At 70.7% G+C, this 22,326-nt stretch carries 18 protein-coding genes; 14 read left to right on the plus strand and 4 right to left on the minus strand.

Annotated features, from left to right (window positions below; all coding sequences use genetic code 11):
* Window positions 1-39 precede the first annotated feature (39 nt).
* Complete coding sequence (locus tag H6693_04560) at window positions 40-1,179, plus strand: hypothetical protein (GenBank protein ID MCB9515440.1); 1,140 nt, start codon at window positions 40-42, stop codon at window positions 1,177-1,179.
* Between the two features lie 42 nt (window positions 1,180-1,221).
* On the opposite strand, the gene H6693_04565 is transcribed toward H6693_04560, so the two are convergent.
* Window positions 1,222-3,210 (minus strand): S9 family peptidase, encoded by a 1,989-nt coding sequence (locus H6693_04565; GenBank protein MCB9515441.1) that lies wholly within the window; start codon window positions 3,208-3,210, stop codon window positions 1,222-1,224.
* A gap of 107 nt (window positions 3,211-3,317) precedes the next feature.
* Here H6693_04565 and H6693_04570 point away from each other — a divergent pair, with 107 nt between their 5' ends.
* From H6693_04570 to H6693_04590, 5 genes are all read left to right on the plus strand, one after another.
* Window positions 3,318-4,019 carry a hypothetical protein gene (locus H6693_04570; protein ID MCB9515442.1) on the plus strand — a complete coding sequence of 234 codons (702 nt, stop codon included), beginning with the start codon at window positions 3,318-3,320 and terminating at the stop codon, window positions 4,017-4,019.
* A 70-nt stretch (window positions 4,020-4,089) separates the two neighbouring features.
* A complete protein-coding gene (locus tag H6693_04575; protein ID MCB9515443.1) occupies window positions 4,090-6,810 on the plus strand; it encodes a prolyl oligopeptidase family serine peptidase in 2,721 nt (906 codons plus the stop codon).
* Window positions 6,807-7,493, plus strand: a complete 687-nt coding sequence (locus H6693_04580) for a M15 family metallopeptidase (GenBank protein MCB9515444.1) — start codon at window positions 6,807-6,809, stop codon at window positions 7,491-7,493. The genes H6693_04575 and H6693_04580 overlap by 4 nt, the downstream gene beginning before the upstream one ends.
* Window positions 7,486-8,211, plus strand: coding sequence for an NAD-dependent deacylase (locus H6693_04585; GenBank protein ID MCB9515445.1), 726 nt, complete (start codon window positions 7,486-7,488; stop codon window positions 8,209-8,211). Before H6693_04580 ends, H6693_04585 begins: the two co-directional genes overlap by 8 nt.
* A 1-nt stretch (window position 8,212) precedes the next feature.
* Window positions 8,213-8,983 (plus strand): M48 family metallopeptidase, encoded by a 771-nt coding sequence (locus tag H6693_04590; protein MCB9515446.1) that lies wholly within the window; start codon window positions 8,213-8,215, stop codon window positions 8,981-8,983.
* A gap of 15 nt (window positions 8,984-8,998) precedes the next feature.
* Here the strand turns inward: H6693_04590 and H6693_04595 are convergent, their stop codons facing one another.
* Both H6693_04595 and H6693_04600 read right to left on the minus strand, forming a co-directional pair.
* Window positions 8,999-10,639, minus strand: a complete 1,641-nt coding sequence (locus tag H6693_04595; GenBank protein ID MCB9515447.1) for a right-handed parallel beta-helix repeat-containing protein — start codon at window positions 10,637-10,639, stop codon at window positions 8,999-9,001.
* A gap of 115 nt (window positions 10,640-10,754) precedes the next feature.
* A complete protein-coding gene (locus H6693_04600) occupies window positions 10,755-11,711 on the minus strand; it encodes a YegS/Rv2252/BmrU family lipid kinase (protein ID MCB9515448.1) in 957 nt (318 codons plus the stop codon).
* A gap of 123 nt (window positions 11,712-11,834) precedes the next feature.
* Between H6693_04600 and H6693_04605 the strand changes: the two genes are divergently transcribed.
* From H6693_04605 to H6693_04640, 8 genes are all read left to right on the plus strand, one after another.
* Window positions 11,835-12,362 (plus strand): zf-TFIIB domain-containing protein, encoded by a 528-nt coding sequence (locus tag H6693_04605; GenBank protein MCB9515449.1) that lies wholly within the window; start codon window positions 11,835-11,837, stop codon window positions 12,360-12,362.
* 96 nt (window positions 12,363-12,458) lie between these two features.
* Window positions 12,459-14,792, plus strand: a complete 2,334-nt coding sequence (locus H6693_04610) for a cation:proton antiporter (protein ID MCB9515450.1) — start codon at window positions 12,459-12,461, stop codon at window positions 14,790-14,792.
* On the plus strand, window positions 14,792-15,400 hold the full coding sequence (locus tag H6693_04615; GenBank protein MCB9515451.1) for a thioredoxin family protein: 609 nt from the start codon (window positions 14,792-14,794) through the stop codon (window positions 15,398-15,400). Before H6693_04610 ends, H6693_04615 begins: the two co-directional genes overlap by 1 nt.
* A gap of 463 nt (window positions 15,401-15,863) precedes the next feature.
* Complete coding sequence (locus tag H6693_04620) at window positions 15,864-16,847, plus strand: GNAT family N-acetyltransferase (protein ID MCB9515452.1); 984 nt, start codon at window positions 15,864-15,866, stop codon at window positions 16,845-16,847.
* A complete protein-coding gene (locus tag H6693_04625; protein ID MCB9515453.1) occupies window positions 16,847-17,869 on the plus strand; it encodes a GNAT family N-acetyltransferase in 1,023 nt (340 codons plus the stop codon). The genes H6693_04620 and H6693_04625 overlap by 1 nt, the downstream gene beginning before the upstream one ends.
* Complete coding sequence (locus H6693_04630; protein ID MCB9515454.1) at window positions 17,866-18,843, plus strand: GNAT family N-acetyltransferase; 978 nt, start codon at window positions 17,866-17,868, stop codon at window positions 18,841-18,843. The genes H6693_04625 and H6693_04630 overlap by 4 nt, the downstream gene beginning before the upstream one ends.
* Window positions 18,833-19,786, plus strand: coding sequence for a GNAT family N-acetyltransferase (locus tag H6693_04635; protein ID MCB9515455.1), 954 nt, complete (start codon window positions 18,833-18,835; stop codon window positions 19,784-19,786). The genes H6693_04630 and H6693_04635 overlap by 11 nt, the downstream gene beginning before the upstream one ends.
* Window positions 19,780-20,907 carry a peptidase C45 gene (locus H6693_04640; GenBank protein ID MCB9515456.1) on the plus strand — a complete coding sequence of 376 codons (1,128 nt, stop codon included), beginning with the start codon at window positions 19,780-19,782 and terminating at the stop codon, window positions 20,905-20,907. The genes H6693_04635 and H6693_04640 overlap by 7 nt, the downstream gene beginning before the upstream one ends.
* On the opposite strand, the gene H6693_04645 is transcribed toward H6693_04640, so the two are convergent.
* Window positions 20,904-22,145 (minus strand): HDOD domain-containing protein, encoded by a 1,242-nt coding sequence (locus H6693_04645; protein ID MCB9515457.1) that lies wholly within the window; start codon window positions 22,143-22,145, stop codon window positions 20,904-20,906. The two genes, H6693_04640 and H6693_04645, sit on opposite strands and share 4 nt — an antisense overlap.
* Window positions 22,146-22,326 lie beyond the last annotated feature (181 nt).

Here is a 22,326-nt window from a genome sequence, read left to right on the forward strand (position 1 = left end):
GCGGGCACCTACTCGGGTGAGGGGAACAGCGGGATTACAGTGGAGCGGTCGCTGACGATCTGCTCGCTGGCTGGTCCGGAGTCGACCGTGCTTGCAGATGCGGACCCTCAGTGGGGCATCTTCTTCTCCCCGGAAACGAGTGACGACGAGCTAGCTGTCTCGGGTCTCAGCATCGTCGGTGCGGCTGGGGGCATCTATGCCACCGAAGGGGGAAGTCTGCATGTCAAGAGAGCCCGCCTGCTGAATTGCAGCTCACCCGGAGGCATCAACGCGAATTGGGGAAGCGTGACGCTCGAGTCCGTCGTGTTCGAATCCAACCATTCGAGCACCCACGGGGGGGGAGTGGACTGTAGCGACTGCTCCGTGGAAATCCTCAGCTGCGACTTCGCGCAGAACAGAAGCAGTTGGGGTGGAGCGGTGTCTCTCTTCAACTCGGACTGTGTTATCGAAGAGGGTAGCTTCGAAGGCAACCAAGCCTTCCGCACGGGTGGAGCCATCCGTACAGCCGGGACTGGCTCTCTTGTTGTGCGAGGCTCGCTCTTCGCGGGGAACCAAGCCGAGACAATCAGTGGCGGCGCGATAGACTGGTCCCAGGTGGACGGGAGCCTGGAGCAGTGCCAGTTCATCGACAACCAGGCTTTTGCGGGTGGTGGAGCCGTGATCGTCGACGCTGGCGGAACTTCACTCGTCACCGGATGCTTGTTCTTTGGCAACTCGGCAAACAACGCAGCTGCGGTCCTTGCAGTGAATGGCAGTGCTTGCACGATCATTGGATGCACCATTGTCGAGAACACTGTCGGAGCGTCCAACAGCAGCGCGCTTGGGATCGGTTTCCAAGCGATGGTCAGCACGCAAAGCTGCATAATCGCCTGGAACCTTGGCGGAAGCGGAGTGAGTGTCGCGCCGCAAGGCCAGGCCGATGTCCTGTGCTGTAACGTCTTCGGCAATGAGCTCGGGGAGTACTCGGGGGAGATCGTCGATCCGACGGGATCGGACGGCAACATCTCCCTGGATCCGATGTTCTGCGGTCCGGTGGGGTCGGGAGAGTTTCATCTCAGCGGCAACTCCCCCTGCACCGCCAGCAGCAGCGACTGCGGCCAGATTGGGGCCTTCGGAATCGGCTGCGGGGAGACGTCTATCGGCGACACCCATTGGGGATCGATCAAGCGATTGTACTAAGCCTGGACCGGCTCAGGTCGCCCGCCGCTTCACCGTGCTGCGCTAGAGCGTCCGGTCGAACCAGTCGACGATCCGCTTCAACCGCTCCAGCCGGTTCTGCGGCTTGCCGCCGCGGCTCAGCCCGTGGCTCTCGCCCTCGAAGCGGATGTACTCGGCCGTCCGCCCCAGCGCCTTCAGGATCGTGAACAGCTCGTCGGCCTGCGCGATCGGACAGCGCAGGTCGTTCTCGCTGTGGATGATCAAGAGCGGCGCCGTGATCTTGTGCGCGTAGAAGTTGGGCGAGCGCTTCAGGTACTGCAGCGGCTTCTCCCAGGGCCAGGCGCCGCCGAAGCTGTGGCGCTCGTGGGCGTTGTAGTCCGAGCTGCCGAACTGCGTCATGCGGTTGCCCGCCTGGCGCATGGTCACGCCCGTCTTGAAACGCTTGTTGTGGCCCAGCATCCAGGTGGTCATGAAGCCGCCGTAGGAGCCGCCGAGCACGCCGAGGCGTTTCGGGTCCACGTCCGCCTGGCGGGCGAGGTGGTTGGTCACGGCCATGAGGTCGGCGTAGTCCTTCTGGCCCCACGCCCCGTGGATGCTCTTCACCCAGTCGGTGCCGTAGCCGCAGGAGCCGCGCGGGTTGCTGAAGGCCACCACGTAGCCCTGGGCGGCGAGCAGGTGCATCTCGTGGAAGAAGGTGTAGCCGTACTGGCCCATGGGACCGCCGTGGATCTCCAGCAGGCCGGGCCGCTTGCTCCGGCTCTTGCCTCCCGGCGGACGCAACAGCCAACCGTGCACGCGCACCGCCCCGCTCTTGATCGAGAACTCCTCGGGCTCGCTGAGGGCGAGCCCGGCGAAGACCGCGCGGTTCACCTGCGTCAGGCGCTTCGCCTCGCCGGCGCCGTCCAGGTGCAGGCCGTAGATGTCCCCCGTGTCCATCATCGTGGCGGCGCTCACCGCGCAGGCGCCCGAGGGCGACACGCTCACCGCCGTGCTGTTCACGTCGCCGCCGAACTCGAGCCGCGCCTGGGCGCGGGTGCGCGTCCCCGCGCGCGGGATCGAGTAGACGCGGCAGGCGCCGCGCTCGTTCTGCACGAAGGCGATGCGCCAGGCCGCGCCGTCGCGGTAGGGCGCGATGATCGCGGCGTCGCCCATGGCCGTGTCGGTGACGACGAAGTTGAAGGGCCAGTCGTCCATCCACGGGGTGAGGCAGGTGTAGCGCTCGCCGGTGAGGCCGACCTCGTAGAGGCGGTAGGGGTGCTGGATCCACTCGCCGGGCTTGCCGAAGTGGCCGGTGAAGAGCAGCGAGCGGCCCTCGGGCGCCCAGGCGAGGGTGACCTTGTTGCCGCCGCGCGTGGTCACGGCGCGCGGCGTGCCGCCCGCGGCGCGCATCACGAAGATGCGCTCGAGCGTCCCCAGGTGCTGCTTCTCGGGCTCTGGGTTGGCGATGAAGGCGATCTGCTTGCCGTCCGGGCTCCAGCGCGCCTCGCGCACGCTGAAGTCGCCGCGCGTGAGCTGACGCGGCTTGCCGCCACCGACGCCCACCACGTAGAGCTGCTGGGGGTCGGGGGGGAAGTAGCCGAAGCCGTCGAGCTTGTGGGAGAGCCGGGTGATGTGCTTGTAGGTCGCGCCCTTCGCCCGTTGCTTGGGGTCCTGCTTCTTCATCGGCCGGTGGAGGAAGAGCAGGCGCTTGCCGTCGGGGCTGAAGGCCAGCCCGCCCACGGTGCCTTCGAGCTGGGTGAGCTGCGAGGCTTCGCCGCCGTCGGCGGGCAGGAGCCAGATGTTGCTCTTCTCGTCGCGGGTGGAGACGAAGGCGATCCGCTTGCCGTCGGGGCTCCAGAGCGGCGCCGCGTCCACCTGCGCGCCGCGCGTGAGCTGGCGGCGTCCGCCGCCGCGCCGCCGCACCTCGTGGAGGTTGGCGAGGTAGCGGTTCTCCTTCGGGTCCATCCGCTTCAGGCTGTAGACGATGCGCTCGCCGTCCGGCGAGATCGACGGGGCCTCGGGGAACTGGAAGCGGAACAGGTCGTCAGCGCGGAGCTTGCGTCGCTTGGGCATGACTTGCCTTTCGTTGTTCCGGTGGGCGATACTCCACCGTGCGGCCTTGGAGCGTCGGGCACATCCTAGGGCAGCTCTCGTGTGAAGGGTAGTGGAAAGGAGATCCGATGAGGCACTGGCGAATCCCCGCGCTCCTCGCGCTATTCGTGTTTCTGGCCGGGGGCGACGCGCTCGCCGGCACCGACTCCGACTTCCGTCCCTGGGGCGTGGGTTGGGGAGGCTGGCTGGGAGGTTCCAACGGCGTGGGCCTTCGCTATCGCCTGCCGTCGGGATGGGCCTTCACCGTGGCCGGTTACATCGGGTCCTCCGATGGCAGCAGCGTCGATGAAGACCCGGACGGCTACTATGCCTATTCGGGCCAGGCGGCGGATGACAGCAACACGCGCCGCTTCGCCGTGGAAGTCGGGCGCAGCTTCGCCCTGAACGACTGGCTGGAACTGGCCCCGAGCCTGCACTACGTGTATTCCTACTCGCGCAGTACCTCGTCGTACGAAGAGCTGCGGGTGTACGACGACCCCTTCCACTGGACGCACAGCTTGGGGCAGTACTCCCGTCGCTACGAGGACACCTGGTACGGGGTCGGGGTGCGTCCCCGCTTCTGGCCGCACCCCCGGGTCAGCGTGGAGACGGGCGCGTTCCTGGACTTCCGTCGCAGCTTCGTCAGCTACCGGCGATGGACTCGCGCCGAGACCAACACGGATCCCCCGGTGGAGGAATCGAGCCGCTCGCGCGACAGGGAGAACGGGTGGTCGTGGAATCTGCCGACGCCGTCGCTGAACATGGGCGTGATCCTGATGTTCTACTTCTAGCGCTTTTCGGCGGGCGGACTTTGGCCTAGAGTGTGCGACCACGACCCCCGTCCCCCCGCCGAGGTGCCCCATGTCCCATCGTGCCCTTCTCGTCCTCCTTGCCCTGCTGCTCGGTCTGCCCGCGCTTGCCCCGGCCGCCGAGTGGACCGTGGAGGACGTCGTCGCCCAGGACTACGCCACCGGCTTCCAGGTCTCGCCCGACGGCCGCTGGGCGGTCTGGTCCCAGCGCGGCCTGGCCGAGGACGGGAAGGTCTTCCGCTGGCAGCTCACCCTCACGTCGCTGGACGTGGCGAATGGCCCGCAGACCCCGCGGCAGCTCACGCGCGCCGCCGTCGACAGCCGCGGCCCTCGCTTCTCGCCGGACGGCCGCCGCCTGGCCTTCCTGTCCGCGCGACCCGCCCCCGGGGGCGAGTCGGACGACGCCCCCGACAGCCAGATCTGGCTCCTCGACCTGTCGGGCGGCGAGGCCGAGGCCGTGACCGAGCACCCGGGCGGCGTGCAGGACTTCGCCTGGATCGGTTCGGACCGGCTGCTCTATCTCGCCGGCGAGGCCAAGACCCTGCGCGAGCAGAACCTCGAGGACGTCCACGACGACACCGAGGTCGTCGGCGACGAAGACCACGTCCCCCCGGCGCGGCTCTTCACGCTGACCCTGGGCGGCGAGGCGAAACGCCTCACCGACAACGCCACGCCGATCCAGGACATGACCGCCAGCCCCGACGGCAAGCGCGCCATCGTGCGGCTCGCCAGGAGCATCCACGACGACTACGACTTCCGCACGCCGCCGGACGTGATGCTGGTGGACCTGTCCACCGGCGCCATGAAGGAGATCCTGCCGGCCGCGATCCGCGCCGACGGCTTCGTCTGGGACCTGAACTCGAAGGGCTTCAGCTTCCTGCGCCCCGAGGCGAGCGACTCCACCGACCTCTACGTGTCGCTCTACGCGCTGGGCCACCGCGACCTGGACGCCAAGACCTGGCGGCCGGTGCCGCTGGGCTGGGACCGTGGGCTGGACGGTCTGCTGTTCGCCACGTCCAAGGGCGTGCTGGCCGGCCTGGCCGACGGCCTGCAGGGCCGCCTGGTGCACTACGAGCGCAAGGGCGATAGCTGGAAGCGCCAGGAGCTGTCCCGCCCCGAGCGCGGCGTGGAGACGCTGCTGGCCGCCGGTCCCGACGGCGAGACCGTCCTGCTCGCCCACGGCAACGCGTCGCTGCCCGACCGCTACTACGTCGGCCGCCTCGACGGCAAGCGCCTCAAGGACCGCCGCGAGTTCCTGCGCCTGAGCACGCATCTCGCCAACCTGCCCATACCCCGCAGCGAGCCGTTCTACTGGGTGGGCGCGCGCGGCGACACCGTCGAGGGCATGCTCACCTACCCCTTCAACTACGATCCCGAGACCGACGACCGCTATCCCCTGGTGGTGATGCTCCACGGCGGCCCCGGCGACGCCGACCGCGACCGCTTCGACGAGAGCTGGGCCGGCTCGGCGGCGCTGCTGGCCCAGCGGGGCGCGGCCGTCCTCAAGCCCAACTACCACGGCAGCTACGGCTACGGCCTCGAGTGGCTGGAGTCGATCAAGGGCCACTACTACGAGCTGGAGGTGCCGGACATCCTCGCCGGCGTGGACGCGCTGGTGCAGACCGGCCTCGCCGACGCCTCGCGCCTCGGCATCCTGGGCTGGAGTAACGGGGCGATCCTGGGCATCGCCGCCTGCCTGGAGAGCGGGGAGCGCTTCCGCGCGCTGGCCGCGGGCGCGGGGGACGTCAACTGGACCAGCGACTACGGCAACTGCGCCTTCGGCGCCGGCTTCGACAACGCCTACTTCGGCGGGCCGCCCTGGGCGCTGCCGGACGTCTACCTGGCCAAGAGCCCGCTCTTTCGCATGCAGGACCTGCGCGTGCCCACCCTGATCAGCATCGGCAGCGCCGACACCAACGTGCCCGCCGAGCAGGGCCAGGAGCTCTATCGCGCGCTGCAGCAGATCGGCGAGGCGCCCGTGCGCTTCCTGCGCTTCCCCGACCAGCCGCACACGCTGGGGACACCGGCGGGGCGGCGGCGTCAACTCACGGAGCAGCTCGCCTGGTTCGACCGCTGGCTCTTCGAGAGCCCGCTGCCGGCGGAGAACGCCTACCGCGACGACTCGCCCCTGGCGCGCGCGCTGGCGGTCGCGGCGGCGGCGAGCGTCGACGGCTACTTCGGCGAGCGCCTCGACGACCTGCTCGTGCCCGAGCTCGTCCAGCGCGACGCCTTGCTGGTAGGCCGTTTCGAGGTGACGCGGGCGCAGTGGGCGTCCTACCGCGGCGAGCCCTGGCCGGTGGACCGGCGCGAGGGCAACCTGCCGATCACGGGCATCAGCGCCGCCGACGCCCGCGCCTACTGCGCGTGGGTCGGCAAGCGCCTTGCCCTGGACTGCCGCCTGCCCGTCGACACCGAGTGGGAATCATTGGCTGGCACGGAAGACGCAAAGCCAGGCGCGGAGAACACGCTGAGCTGGTGGGCCGGCCACGCGCCGAACCCCGAGGACCGGGCGACGCTCGCCGCCGGCGTGGACCTGCTCACCGCGAACCGCAGCCTGCTCGAGCCCGTAGGCTCCTTCGCCGCCGCGGACGGCCTCTACGACCTCGGCGGCAACGCGGCCGAGTGGGTGGAGGACGCCGCCGGCAAGGCCTCGCCCCGGGGCCTCTGCGCCGTCACGGCGCCGGACCCCTACGGCGCGCCGCCCGCGGCGCCCGACGACTATGTCGGCCTGCGCGTCGTCGCTCCCGCGCCCCCCGCGGAGCGCGCGCGATGACGCGTCTGTGGCCACCGCGGAGCTCGACGCTCCTCGTCCTCCTCGCCCTGTCCGCGGCCTGGACCGGCGCCTGCGCGCAGTCGGCGCCGCCCCTCGTGCCGCCCGTGGAGGAGATGAAGACGTGGAACGACAGCGTCACCGTGGCGGGCCAGCGCTACGCGGTGCCCGAGCAGTGGCGGGGACGCCGGGTGGGGGCGCGCAACACGCCGCCGCCGCCGGACCTGGTGCCGCTGCCCGCGGCGCTGCGCATCGCCGGCGACATCCCGCGCCTGCGCATGGAGGCCTTCCTCGCGCTGCGCGCCATGGCCGCCGAGGCCGCGCTGGACAGCATCACGCTGCGCGTGGACTCCGGCTATCGCAGTCCCGACGAGCAGGCCGCGTTGATCGCGAAGCGTCTGGCGGCAGGCCGTGAGTTCGACGAGATCGTCTGGGGCGTCGCCCCGCCCGGCTACTCCGAGCACATGCTCGGCACCACGGTGGACCTGGCCCTGGGGGGCAACTACGAGCACAACCCGGCCTACCACTGGCTCAAGGCCAACGCCGCCAACTACGGCTGGCGCGAGACCTACCCGCCCGACTCCACCGGTACCTTTCCCTGGGAGCCCTGGCACTGGCGCTACGTGGGCGTCGACGAGCTCGCCGCCGAGCGCGCCCGCGCGGAGGGCCGCCAGGACGATGACTAGTCCGGCCCGCCTCCCCGACCTGCGGGACTTCGCGCGGATCGTCTTCTTCACCGGCGCCGGCCTCAGCGCCGAGTGCGGCATCCCCACCTACCGCGGCGCCGGCGGCATCTGGCAGCGCTACCGCTACGAGGACTACGCCTGCCAGCGCGCCTTCCTCCGCGACCCCGAACGCGTCTGGGAGTTCCACGCGGCGCGCCGCGCCCAGGTGGCGGACTGCGCGCCCGGCCCGGCGCACCGCCTCATCGCGGCGGTGCAGCGCGCGAAGCCGGGGACGGTGGTGCTGACGCAGAACATCGACGGACTGCATCAAGCCGCCGGCGCGACCGACGTGATCGAACTGCACGGCAGCCTCTGGCGCCTGCGCTGCGAGGCCTGCGGCGCGCGGCGTGAAAGCCGCGACGTCCCCCTGCCCTCCCTGCGCTGCGACTGCGGCGCGTGGTGGCGGCCAGATCTGGTGTGGTTCGAGGACCCGCTGGACATGACCATCTTCCACCGCGCGCTGACGGCGGTGGAAGCCTGCGACTGCCTCGTGGCCATCGGCACCTCGGGCGTGGTCTATCCCGCGGCCGAGCTGCCGCTGGTGGCGATGCAGCGCGGGGCGCTGGGCGTGGAGATCAATCCCGAGCCCACGCCGCTCTCCGCGCTCTATCCCGTGCGGCTCCAGGGGCCGGCCGGCGCCATGCTCCCGCGGCTCTGGCCCGACGACGGGGAGGCCTAGCGTGGCGGCCCCGGCGGTGAGCGAGAGCGCGCGGCAAGTAGTGATCGACGGCGCCGAGCTGCCCTACGTGCTCGTGCGGCGGCGGGGACGTCGCCGGCTCACCCTCACGGTGGAGCCGCGCCACGGTCTGCGCGTGCTGGCGCCGCTGCGCCTGTCCTTGCGCGAGATCGAGGGCTTCATCACGCGCGAGCGGGACTGGCTGCGCGAGCGCCTCGACGAGGCCGCCGCCTGGGAGCAGGCGCATCCCCTGCGCCGCTTCGAGGACGGCGAGACGCTGCTCCTGCTCGGCGAGCGCTGGACCCTGCGCGTGCGCGAAGAACTCGGCCGCAGCCGAGCGCGGGTGGAGCGCGGCGCGCGCTTCGAGGGGCCGGGGACGATCACGCTGCGCCTGCCCGAAGGCCTGCGCGCCGGCGAGCGCCGCGAGGCTGCCGCCGCGGCGCTGGAGCGCTGGTACCGTCGCCTGGCCAAGGAGCTGCTGTCGGCGCGCGTGGCCCACTGGTCGGCCGCGACGGGCCTCGCGCCCACCCGCCTCAGCGTGCGCGACACGCGCAGCCGCTGGGGGAGCTGCTCGGCGCGCGGGCACCTGTCCTTCAACTGGAAGATCGTGATGGCCCCGCCGGCGGTGGTGGACTACCTGGTCGTCCACGAGCTCTGCCACCTGCGGCACCTCGACCACTCGCCGCGCTTCTGGACGCTGGTGGGCCGCCACTGCCCGGACTACGAGCGCGCGCGGCGCTGGCTGCGGCGGCGGGGGCGGGAGCTGTATCTCTAGCGGGATCGCGGGTCGCTACTTTAGCAGCAGCATAGGCCTGGCTGTGGCGCCTTCCGTAGTGGACAGGCGATAGAAGTACACGCCCGACGGCACAGGACGACCCGATCCGTCCTGGCCATCCCAGCGCAGCTCGTGTTGGCCGGCGGCGTAGGGTGTTGCCGTGCAGAGATCGCGGACCAAGCGGCCCGTCACGTCCAGGATGCTCAGCGTCACTTCCGCCGGGTTCGCCAGCGCGAAGGGGATCGTCGTGGCAGGGTTGAAGGGATTGGGGTAGTTGGCGCCGAGCGTGAGGCCGGCGGGTGGGGTTTGCTCAATCGCGGTCAGGGTGCAACCCATGCCAAACGCGCCCATCTGAACGGAGCAGCCGTTGTTCTCCGGCAGGCAAGGCGAACCCTCCGCCAGCGTGAAGTTGTCCGCGCCGGTATCACAGAGGAACGGGTCAAGCGAGATGTTGCCGTCCAGGCCCGTCTCATCAGTCAGCTCACCGCCGTAGTTTCCGCTGGGGTTGCCCCAGACGTCGGAGCACGACACGTTGATGGCTGCGTAGTGCGTCCACAGTGCCACCCCGCCGCTGTTCCCCGTCACCAAGCAGTTCACGAGGTCGGCCTTGCCCTGCCAGTTCGCCGTCATGGCCGAGCCGGCGACCCAGAGGCAGTCGTTGGCGATGAACGAGCAGTTGATGAACTGCACCGGTGGATAGGCCATGTACTCGCCGACATAGACGCCACCGCCTGCGCCGGCGGTATTGCGCAGCATGAGGCAGTTGCGGAAGACAGTACCCTCGTCCGACTCGATACAGATCCCCCCGCCAGTCTGGAGAGCGGTGTTCTCGATGAACGCGCAGTCCTCGAACAGTCCCGGATCTACGCCCGTGTCCAGCCCGCCGCCATTGCGGGCATGATTACGGATGAAAAGGCAGTCCTTAAAACAGACCGGGCTCGACGTGTAGTACACTCCGCCACCGTTCGAAATCGCCTCGTTGTCCTCGAAGGTCACATTGAAGAACTGCGGGCTGGAGAAGCACATGTAGGCTCCACCGCCTCGACCGTGGCTGTAGTTGCCGCGAATCACGACGTTGCTGAGAATCGCGGTGCTGCCGTTGCAGATGGCAATGCCACCACCAGATCCAGCCGAGTTCTGGTTGTCTTCGATGACACAATCCATAAGGATCGGGTCACCGCTCCCCTCGATTAGCACCCCGCCCGCATACTGCGCAAAACACTGTCGAACAACCACATCTCGGAACGTGGCGCCAGCGCGGCACAGAATGCCGCCGCACTGATCGTCCGGTAGCGAGCCATTCTGGATCGTGATCCCCTGGACTAGGGCTGCCTGGGTCTCTCCGCTCGCTAGATGTAGGCCTCTCCCCGCGGCATCGCAATCGATGATGGTAGCTGCCGATCCGCCAGAGCCGACAAGAGCAATATCCTTGCCATAGAAGTCCAGGTCGCGATTGCCGATTCCCCTGTACGTACCAGGCGCGACGAGTACCGTGTCTCCTGGCTGAGCGAGGTCGATGCCGGCCTGGATGGTCGCGTGCTCTTGCGGCACCAGGAGCGTCGCGGCAATGCCTGCCTGCGCCAGCAGGAGGCAGCACCCCGCAAGCAGGATGGCAGGGGCTCGAGTCGAGCGGTTCTCTGGTCCGAATCGCAACACCTGAACGCCGCCTCGGGGACAGTGGCTTCCACTTTGCCTGGTCGACTGTAATAGTATAGCAGAGATGCTCCCGCCGCGCAGGTCATCCGGCGGTGATCGCCAAATGAGGGCGGCGCTAGCAGATCGTCGGCAGCAGCCCCGGCAGCAGCTCGAGCGTGGCCTCCACGACGTCCTCGCCCAGCAGCTCGCCGTCGGCGTGGCCGTGGAAGGGGCGCGCGCTCGTCACCGCGATGCGCTCGGCGCGACCCGAGTGAACCCCCGCGAGGCCTAGATGCCGACCTTTCATCCCGCGCGGCAGCAGGCGCAGCACCTCGAGCTTGCCGCGGGCGTCGGCGAGGCAGTAGTCGAACTTGCCGTCGAAGGGGTTCGCGCCGGGGTTCAGCTTGAAGCCGCCGCCCGACGTGTGGCCGTTGCCCACGCTGAGCAGCAGCGCGGGCTGCGGGGGCCGCGCCTCGCCGTCGATCGTGAGCGCCATGGGCGGGTTCACCAGGCGCGGCAGCACGCGCAGCAGCGCCAGCAGGTAGAGCGGCATCCCGCGCAGCGGCGTGCGCAGGTGGTAGGCCTCCCAGCCCACCTGCCCCTCGAAGCCCAGCCCCACGTTGTTGACGAAGATCCGCTCCCGCGCCCCCTCGGCGCTGGCCAGGCGCCAGCGGATGCGGCCGAGGTCGAGGTCGCGGCGGCGGCCGGCCACCAGGGTTCGGCAGGCGGCGTCGAGTTCGGCGGGCAGGCGCAGGCTCTTGATGAGATCGTTGCCCGTGCCCGCGGGCAGGATGCCCAGCGCCGCCAGCGGCGGCCCCTCGGCCGCGCCGCGGGCCAGACGCGCGGCGGCCAGGCCGCCGGCCACCTCCTGGATGGTCCCGTCGCCCCCCATGGCCACGATCACCGAGTAGCGGGAGGCCTCCTCCTCGGCCACGCGGCGGGCGTCGCCGGGGCCGGAGGTGAGATAGACCTCGTAGGCAAGGCCTGCCGTGTCGAGGCAGCGTTCGGCCTGCCGGCGCCGCTTGGACCCCAGGCCGCGGCCGGCGTGGGGGTTCACGATGAGCAGATGGGTGAGCACGGCGCAGGCTAGCACGCGCCGTGGCGGGGTCTCCAGGGCGATCTGGCAAAGCGATTGCAATCGCCCCAGCGAGGGGTGTCCCCCGTGTCCGGCGGCGGATGACCCTTCCCCGAGGTTCCTTGCTGGGAGGCGATCTGCATGAAGTGTCCGGCCTGCGGCAACGCGCTCACCGAGATCACTGTGGGCGGCATCCAGGTGGACGTCTGCCGCGACGGCTGCGGCGGCACCTGGTTCGACTGGTTTGAGTTACAGAAATTTGACGAACCGGACGAGGACGCCGGCGAGCGGCTCCTCCACGTGCGCCGCGACCCCACCGTGCGCCCCGATACCGCGCCTCACCGCAAGTGCCCGCGCTGCGACGGCCAGCCCATGCAGCGGCACTTCTTCAGCGTGAAGCGCGAGGTCGAGGTGGACGAGTGCCCCGCCTGCGGCGGCTACTGGCTCGACGCCGAGGAGCTCGAGGGCATCCGCAACCTCTTCGGCTCCGAGGAGGAGGCCCGCGAGACCGCGCGCGAGTTCTTCGACGCCCTGGTCGACGTCAAGTTCGCCGACGAGCGCGCCAAGAGCCAGGAGCAGCTCCGCAAGGCGCGCCGCTTCGCGCATCTCTTCCGCTTCATCTGCCCCAGCTACTGGATCCCCGGCAAGCAGGAGTGGGGCGCGCACTAGCTTTCGGTCCGCGATTCTCGGTTCGCTCGGGGCGGCGTCCTGCGGGACGTCGCCCTTTTTGTTGCGGCGCCTCCGCCCGGTGGGGACAATGCCCGCATGGCCCTGCCCCTCGCCCACAATCCCGCGCTCACCGTGGCCCTCGCGCTCGCCGCCGGCATGGCGGCGCAGGCCCTGGCCAGGCACCTGCGCCTGCCGGGGATCGTCCTGCTGCTGGGCGCCGGCATCCTGCTGGGCCCTGACGTCCTCGGTCTCGTCCATCCGGAAAGCCTCGGCGAGGGCCTCGACCTGCTCGTGGGCTTCGCGGTGGCGGTGATCCTCTTCGAGGGCGGCCTCAGCCTCGACTGGCGGCGTCTCAAGGAGCAGGCGAAACCCCTGCGACTGCTCGTCACCGTGGGCGCGCTGATCACCGGCGTCGGCGGCGCGCTGGCCGCCCACTGGCTGCTGGACTGGGACTGGCGCCTCGCTGCGCTCTTCGGCAGCCTGGTGACGGTCACCGGCCCCACCGTCGTCACCCCGCTCCTGCGGCGCATCCGCGTGAAGGCTCGCGTGGCCACGGTGCTCGAAGCCGAGGGCGTGCTGATCGACGCGGTGGGCGCGGTGCTGGCGGTGGTGGTGCTGGAGGTCGTCCTGCGCCTGCCCACCGGCGCGGCGGCCAGCGGCCTCGCCGGGCTGCCCCTGCGCCTGGGCGCGGGCGTGGGCTTCGGCCTCGCGGGCGGCGCGCTGCTGGCGCTGCTGCTGAAGCGGCGGGGCGTGGTGCCCGAGGGGCTGGAGAACGTCTTCGCGCTGGCCGTGGTGATGGCGCTCTTCCAGGTGAGCAACGCGCTGGTGGCCGAGACGGGCGTGGTGGCGGCCGTGGTGGCCGGCATGGTGATGGGCAACGTCGACTCGCCGCTCGAGCGCGGCCTGCGCGAGTTCGACGAACAGCTGACGGTGATGCTCATCGGCATGCTCTTCGTGCTGCTGGCCGCGGACGTCCGCCACGCCGACGCCGTGGGCCTGGGCGGACGCGGCCTCGCCGTGGTGGCCGTGCTGGCGCTGGTGGTGCGGCCGGTGAACGTGTTCCTCTGCACGCTGGGCTCGGAGCTGAACTGGCGCGAGCGCGTCTTCCTGGCCTGGCTGGCGCCGCGGGGGATCGTGGCGGCGGCGGTGGCGTCGCTCTTCGACCGTAGCCTCGCCGGGGCGGGCATCGAGGGTGGCAGCCAGATGCGCGCACTCGTCTTCCTGGTGATCGCGCTGACGGTGCTGGTCCAGGGCCTCGGCGGCGGCCTGGTGGCGCGGCTGCTGGGCCTGCGCCGCCCGCGCGACAGCGGCTGGGCGCTGCTCGGCGCGAACCCGCTGGGGATGACCATGGGACGTCTTCTGCGCGCCGAGGGCGAGGAGCTGGCCTTCCTCGACGCCAGCGACGACCACTGCAGCGCGGCCCAGGCCGAGGGCTTCACCGTGCTGCACGGCAACGCGCTCTCCGAGACTCTGATCCTGCGCGCGCAGATGGAGAGCCGGCGGGGGGCGCTGGGCCTGGCGTCCAACGAGGCGGTGAACGTGCTCTTCGCCGCGAAGGCGCTGCGGGCGGGCGCGCCCCGCGGGCTTGCCGCGCTGCAGCAGGGCTACGGCACGCTGCAGACCCGCGACGCCCACGACGACCACGTGGGCGTGCTCTTCGGCGGGCCCATCGACCTGGCGCTCTGGATCTCGCGGCTGCGGCGGGAGACGGCGAACATCCGGCGCTGGCGCCTGGCCGCGGAGCCCGAGGGCGACGCCCCGCCCTTCCAGTTGCCCCGCGAGCAGCGCGCGCTCATCCTGCCCCTGGTGCTGGAGCGCGACGGCCGCGCCCGCCCGGTGGACGACGCCGTGAAAGTCCGCGAAGGCGACGTGGTCTGCTGGCTCCTGGCCGCCGACCGCGAGGCCGAAGCTGCCAACGTGTTGCGCGAACGCGGCTGGACGCCGCTGGAGGACGCCATGGACACCCTGCACACCGAACTCCTGAACAGCATCGACGCGGCGCTGGCGGCTGCGCCCGGCCGCGACGCCGCCCTTGCCGCCACCTGCAAGCTCATCCACGGGCGCCTGGACGGCTACGACTGGGTGGGCTTCTACCTCGTCGACCCGGCCAGCCCGCGCGAACTCGTGCTGGGACCCTACGTGGGCGACGCCACCGACCACGTGCGCATCCCCTTCGGGCGCGGCATCTGCGGCCAGGTGGCCGAGAGCGAGCAGACGCTGGTGGTGGAGGACGTCAGCGCCGAGGCCAACTACCTCGCCTGCAGCACGGCGGTGCGTTCGGAGATCGTCGCGCCGATACTCACCGCCGACGGCCGCTTCGTCGGCCAGCTCGACGTGGATTCCCATGCGCTCGCGCGCTTCGGCGCCGCGGACCGCGCGTTCTGCGAGGCCGTCTGCGCGCGGCTCGCACCCTTCTTCGAGGAGGCATGATGGGGACCGAGGCCGTCTATCGCGATCGGCGCGCGGACTTCTGGCGCGAGCACTTCGAGCGGGCGCTGCCCTACGACGCCTACCTGGCCGCCAGCCCGGAGGTCCACGCCGCCAAGTGGCGGGCCATGGAGTCGTCGATCCCCGCGCTGGACGCATCGACGCGCGAGCGCCTCACGGGCCACGCGCGGCAGCTGAACCTGCTGGTCTACAGCGGCGTCTGGTGCGGCGACTGCGTGCGGCAGGGGCCGATGCTGCAGCGCCTGGCCGCGGCCGTGGGGCCCGCGCCGGGTGCGGCCACGCTGCGCTTCGTCGAACGCGACGGCGCGCCCGCCCTGCAGGAGGAGCTGCGCGTCCTCGGCGCGCTGCGCGTGCCGGTGGCGGTCTTCCTCAGCGAGGACTTCCACGAGGTCGGCCGCTTCGGCGACCGCCTGCTCACCGTCTACCGCGCCAAGCGCGAGCGCGAGACGGGCGAGGCCTGCGCGCTGGGCCTGTTGCCGCCACCCGAGGGCCAGCTGGCCGCGGAGCTGGCGGAGTGGGCGGACATCGTCGAACGGATGCTGCTCATGCTGCGGCTCGCGCCGCCGCTGAGGGCGCGCCACGGCGACTAGGGCGAAGAAAAGTTGCCAACATCCGATTTTCTGCTGGACGCAGCCCGCCGATCGGCGTAATGTCTTTGCCCATCCAAACGCGTCCAAATGCGGTTTCGACGCCGGGGCGGCCCCATCCGCTTCGGTCGGGAGTGACGCCAAAGCTTCCGACGCCAGCAGACCGCCGCAGGGGTGACGCCGGCCAGCCACGCGGGACCTGTGCCCGCCCAGCCAAGGAGCGATCCATGATCACCATCCAGAACCTCGCGGTGCTGGTTTCGCGTCCGCTCCCGGCTGCAGTCAGGGATTTGGCCAACTCCAGACGCCGCTAGGCGCCAGCGACCCGCTCAGGCGGAGTCCACCGGGCGCCACGCGGCGCTGAATCCACAGCCAGAGTTCCCTCGCGGCCGGAGCCGAACGCGACCGTCCATCGCGTCGTCGTACGCCTACGCCCGAACGTCACCCCCTGCCTGGAGGCACAACCATGACGGGCATTCGTCGCCCTTTCACTGATGAGGACTACGCCGCGGTCATCGCCGTCGTCCACGCCATTCAACCGGACACGTCCACGGACGAGGTCGAACTCCGCCACCGCGACGCCACCCGCGACCCCTCGCTCTTCTTCGAGCGCTGGGTCTGGGAAGAGGCGGGCGAGGTGGTTGCCTACTACACGCTGACCCACATGGACTGGATGTTTCATCCGGACCGCTACTACGCCTCGCTGATGGTGCGGCCCGACGCGCGCGGCCGAGGCATCGGCACGACCCTCTACGAGGCCGTGCGCGAGCGGCTGCGCGAACGCAACGCGCTGTCGCTGATGATGCAGACGCGCGACGACTGGACGGAGAGCCTGCGCTTCCTCGAGCAGCGCGGACACGTGCCGGGCAACCGCGAGGTGATCTCGACGCTGGATCTCACGACCTTCGACCCGACGCGCTTCCCGGGCACCGAGGAGCGCGCGGCCGAGGCCGGCGTGAAGATCCTGAGCTACCCGGAACTCGAGGCGGATCCCGACCGCGACCTGAAGCTCTGGGAGTTCGACAAGATCGTCGGCGCGGACATGCCCATGCCGGGCGAGTACACCGTGCCGCCGTTCGAGACCTACCGCGAGCGCTACATGCGGGGACCGAAGTTCTATCCCGAGGGCTTCCTCATCGCGGTGGACGAGGACGGCGGCTACGCCGGCATCAGCCTGCTGCACTTCGGCCGCATCCAGGGCCGCCTGGAGACGGGCTTCACCGGCGTGCGGCGCGAGTTCCGCGGCAAGGGCGTGGCCACCGCGCTCAAGGTGAAGGTGCTGTCGGCCGCCAAGGCGGCGAACTACAACGAGGTCCGCACCGGCAACGATTCGACCAACGACGCGATGCTGGGCATCAACCGCCGCCTCGGCTTCGTGCCGCTGCCGGCCTGGGTAGACTACGCGCTCGAACCCCTGCCCGCGCTCGCGAAGCGCGAAGGAGGTGTCTGATGGCGACGCAGCCAGCGACCTGGACCTTGCGGGACTACACCCCCGCGGACTATCCGGGTCTCGCCGCCGTGCACAACGCCTGCTATCCGGAGTATCCCGAGACGGCCGACGACTTCGACCGCACGGACCGCACCCGCGAGCCGAAGGTCCGCTGGGGCCGCTACGTCGCCGAGGCGGCCGGGACCGGCGAGGTGGTGGGCTGGGCGCGCTGGGCCAACTCGAGCCACGCCTTCCATCCCCGGAAGTTCTGGCTGGACGTGGCCGTGCTCCCCGCGTGGCGGGGCCGAGGCATCGGCGCGGCGCTCTACGCGCGGCTGCTCGAGGCCGTGAAGCCGCTGGAGCCGATCGTGCTGCGCGCCGAGCTGCGCGAGGACAACGCCACGGGCTGGGGTTTCGCCGAGCGGCGGGGCTACCGGGTGGAGTACCGCGAGCAGGAGTCGCGCCTGGACATCGCCGCCTTCGCGCCGGAGCGTTTCGCGGCGGAGCTGGAGCGCGTGCGGGCCGCGGGCATCCGCCTGGAGTCCTACGCCGCCCTGCGCGCGCTGCCCGACGCCGCCCGGCGCCTGCACGCGCTGGACGACACGCTCAGCCGCGACGTCCCCGGCAGCGATCCGCCCACGGACTCGAGCTTCGAGACCTGGTCCCAGCGCATCCTGGAGAACCCGCGCTTTCTGCCCGGGCTCAACCTGATCGCGGTGGATGGCGAAGGCGACGACGCCCCCTGGGTCGGCCTGAGCAACCTGTGGAAGGACGAGCTCGAGGGCCGCGTCACCACCGGGCTCACCGGCGTGCTGCGGAGCCACCGCAAGCGGGGCATCGCCACCGCGCTCAAGGTGACGGTGCTCGCGGCCGCGAAGGCGGCGGGCCACGGCGAGACCATCACCTGGAACGCGGAGTCGAACCGCGGAATGCTGGGCATCAACGGACGTCTCGGCTTCGTCAAGACGCCCGCCTGGATGATGATCGAAAACGTGCTCGACGCGGCCGCGCTGGCCGCGGCGAGCGGGAAGGAGGCGCCATGAAGCGCTGCATTCGCGACTTCACGCCGGCCGACTACGACGCGCTCTGCGCCGTGCACAACCGCGTCTTCCCGGACTTCCTGGAGGACGCGGCCAACCTGGCCCGGCAGGACGAGCTGCGCGAGGAGCGTCACAAGCACCGTCGCTGGGTCTGGGAAGAGGGCGGCAAGCTGCTGGCCTTCGCCGAGTACACGCAGAGCAACTGGGGCTACCACCCGCGCAAGTTCTTCGTCGAGGTGGCGGTGGAACCGGACGCGCGTCGCCGCGGCATCGGCACCGCGCTCTACGACCACGTCGTCACCGCCGTGGCCGAGCACGACCCGATCATGCTGCGCGGCATGGTCCGCGAGGACTGGGAGGCCAGCCTCGCCTTCGCCCGCGCGCGTGGCTACGCGGACGGCATCCGCATGGAGGAGTCCGGCTGCGACATCGCCGCCTTCCGGCCCGCCGATCACGCCGCCGCGCTGGCCCGGGCCGAGGAGCAGGGCATTCGCATCCGCAGCTTCCCCGAGCTGGAGGACGACCCCGCCCGCGACCGCAAGCTCTACACGCTCGTGCAGCAGCTGCTCGCGGACATGCCCCGCACGGAGCCGCACCAGAAGCCGCCCTTCGAGCTGTGGCAGCGGCGCTCGCTCGAGAGCCCGCGCTTCCTGCCGGAGCTCAACCTGGTGGCGCTGGACGGCGACGACTACGTCGGCATGAGCAACTTCTGGCGGGACCTGCGGCCGGGGCACATCGGCACCGGGCTCACCGGGGTGCTGGCGTCCCACCGTCGACGGGGGCTGGCCACCGCGCTGAAGGTGCGGGCGCTGTCCGCCGCGCGGGCCGCGGGCTTCAAGGTGACCACCACCTGGAACGCGGCGGAGAACGCCGGGATGCTGGGGATCAACCGGCGCCTGGGCTTCACCGCGCGGCCGGCCTGGATGGAGCTGGAGCTCACCCTGGCGGCCGAGGAAGGAGAGAGCGTTGGCGCCTGAGCTTCGCGGCTACCGCGCGGAGGACCTGCCCGCGCTCGTCGCGCTGCAGCAGGCCTGCGAGCCGGAGCACCCCCTGAGCGCCGAGGACTGGCGCTACCTGGACTCGGTGCCCGACCCGCGGGCGAAGAGCGGGCGGCTCGTCCTCGACGACGGCCACGCGCTCGTGGGCTACGTGAGCTACACGCAGCTCTCGATGATCTACGACCCGGGGCGCTTCGCCTTCACGGGCGGCGTGGCCCCGGGCGCGCGTGGCCGCGGCCTGGGGCGGCGGCTGTATCAGGCCCTCACGGAAGCGCTGGCGCCCCACGCGCCGCACAACCTGTCCCTGGGCTGCTGGGAGCAGCAGCGCGCCGGCCTCGACTGGCTGGCGGCGCTCGGCTACCGCGAGTGCCTGCGGGAGACGGAGTCGTCGCTGGAGCTCGCGGACTTCGATCCCGCCGCCCACGCGCAGCGCTGGGCGGACGCGGAGCGCGTGGGCTTTCGCCTCAGTTCACTTGCCGCGCTGGGCGACACGCCGACGCGGCGGCGTCAGATCTACGCGCTGGACATGGGCTTCTCCACGGACATCCCCACGTCCGCGCCCTTCACGCCGCCGGACTTCGCCATCTACGAGCACCTGCTCTTCGGCGAGCCCGGCTACCGGGCCGAGCACTGCTGGGTGGCGCTAGAGGAGGACGACCCCGTCGCCCTCTGCTGGCACACCCTGGGCAGCGCGACGCCCACCGTTCAGACCAGCGTCAGCGGCGTGCGCCGCGACCGCCGCGGCCGCGGACTGGCCATGGCGCTCAAGTCGCGCGCGCTGGCCGCGCTCAAGGCGTCGGGCGCGGGCCGCGTGAGCACGCGCAACGCCGTGAGCAACGTCGGCATGCTGACCGTCAACGCCAAACTCGGCTATCGCCCCTGCGGGGCGCGGATCGTCGTGGAGAAGGAGATGGAATCATGAGCTTGCCCGTCGTCGATCTCGCCGGAGACGCCCGCGCCCAGGGCCTGGCCCACGGCCGCGCGCTGGCCGGGGACATCGCCCACAATCTGCGGACCTACCTGGATCGCTTCGAGCGCGAGGCCAAGCTCGACCGGGACACGCTGCTCGCGCGCACGGAGCGCTACCTGGAGGCGCTGGGCGATCGCGCGGCGGAGTACCGCCGCGGCATGGAGGGCATCGCCGAGGGGGCGGGACAGCCCTTCGCGCTCATCGCCATGCTGAACCTGCGCTACGAGCTGCTCTACTACCAGTACGGCACGGTGAAGGCCGCCGAGGCCGCGTCGCGGCTGGGCGGCGAGGGCTACCGCGCCGATCCGGACGGCTGCACGTCCTTCGCGCTGCTGCCCGCGGCCACGGCCGAGGGCCGGCTGCTGGTGGGGCAGAACTGGGACTGGATCCCGCAGGCCCGCGGCGCGCTGCTCCGCGTGCGCCCCGAGGAAGGTCCCGCGCGCCTCGGCTTCACCGAGGCCGGCATCTTCGGGACGAAGATCGGCTGCAACGCGGCGGGCATCGGGCTGGCCATCAACGGCATGCTGAGCACCGAAGACCACTGGGAGCGCTTCAGCCTGCCCTTCCACTGGCGCTGCCACGCCATGCTCGGGACCACGCGCTTCGAGGACGCGGTGGCCGTGATCGCCGACGAACCCCGCGCCTGCACCACGAACTACCTCGTGGTCCAGGCGCCTGACCACGTGCTCGACCTGGAGGCCGCGCCCGAACTGCTGGGGCGCATCGGCTGCGCGGACGACTGCCTCGCCCACGCGAATCACTTCGAGGACCCCGCCGCGCTGGGCGTGGAGGAGCCGCCGAGCCTGACGCGCCACTACTCGCGCCACCGCGCGGCGCGGCTCACGGCGCTGCTGCGCGAGCGCCAGCCCTTCAGCGTGGAGTCGCTGCAGGAGGCGCTGCGCGACCACGACGGCCGGCCCAACTCCGTCTGCCGCCACGAGGACGGGGAGCTGCCCGTCACCGAGCGCGTGCGGACGGTGTCGTCGGTGATCATGGATCCGGAAGCGGGGAAGCTGTGGGCGAGCGACGGGCCGCCCTGCGAGGGCGGCTACCAGGAGCTGGCGCTGGACTAGGCGGGCTGGAAGCGCCGCTCGCGGTTGATGCTCTTGGTGAAGTTGTCCAGGTGCTCGATGGTGTGGATGTAGTCCTCGGCGGTGCGCTCCGCGTCGAGGTCGAGCTCGGCGCAGACGCGCTCCACCTTGGGCCAGTCACCGTGCTCGTGCGCGGCGCAGAGCTTCAGCAGCAGGCCCAGCAGGCCCTCGCCGGTGGTCAGGCCCACGCGGGCCTCCTCGCCGACGGGGAGCAGCTCGAGGACCTTGTCCATGGTGCGGCCGAGGATCACGTCGAGCCAGGAGAAGAAGCCGACGAAGTAGAACTCCTGGTCCCGCGCGCTCATGCCGAGACGGCTGGCCAGGGTCTCCATGAACGACGCGCGGATGAAGGAGCGCTGCACGAGCTCCTCGACGCTGTCCTCGGCGATGTCCGTCATGGCCGTCACCTGGATCAGCTGGCGGATGCGCACCTCGCCGAGCATCACCATGGCGTGGCTGATGGAGAGGATCTCCCGCGGCAGCGCGGCCCAGGCGGAGTTCACCAGGCGCAGCAGGCGGTAGGACAGCGAGAGGTCGCTCTTGATGAGGCTCTCGAGGCTGGCGAAGTCGATCGGGTCCTTGCGGATGGCCTGGAAGAGCGCCAGCGCGACGGCCTTGTTGCGCGGGATGTCCCCGTGGGTCAGCACCTCGGGCCGCTGGAAGTAGTAGCCCTGGAAGAGCGTGAAGCCCAGCTTCTCGGCGCGCTGGAAGTCGGCCCAGGTCTCCACCTTCTCGGCGAGGAAGCGCAGGCCGGGCCGCCGCCACTGCTTGATGATCTCCGCGGCGCGGCGCTCGCCGGCGGCCTTCCAGTCCACCTTGATCACGTCGGCCAGCTCGACGAAGGGGAGCTGGTCCTCGCTGCTCACGATGTCGTCCAGCGCGAAGCGGTAGCCGGCCGTCTTGAGGCTGCGCACCGCCTCGAGCACCTTCTCGTCCGGGGTCACGTTCTCGAGGATCTCGATCACGACCTGATCGTGGGGCAGCAGGCGCACGCTGCCGTCGACCAAGAGCTGGCGGGGCATGTTGATGTAGGCGTCGCGCCCGCTGGTCAGCGACGACAGGTCGAAGAGCGAGAGCGAATTCGAGATGACCGTGGAGCTGGCCTGGTTGGCGTCACGCCCGCGGAACAGGTTCTCCGGCCCCGAGCGAAACAGCAGCTCGTAGGCGTGAACCTTGTTGTCCACCGTCAGGATGGGCTGTCGGGCGATGAAGGCTTCCATTGCGATCCCGTAATAGGTTACAGACCATGACCTTGGCGCGATCGGGTCGCCACACGCGGTTCGCAACTTCTGTTCCACACGCCGGGGCGAGGAATGGCGTGGCCCGGGCTTCCTCGGGCTTCCCGGCGCTTCCGCATGGCGCCTTGTGACGTCCCGCCGCGCGGGCTAGAGTGGACGCGAC

It is taken from the genome of Candidatus Latescibacterota bacterium (assembly GCA_020633725.1).
In the GTDB taxonomy this organism is placed as follows: Bacteria; Krumholzibacteriota; Krumholzibacteriia; order JACNKJ01; family JACNKJ01; genus VGXI01.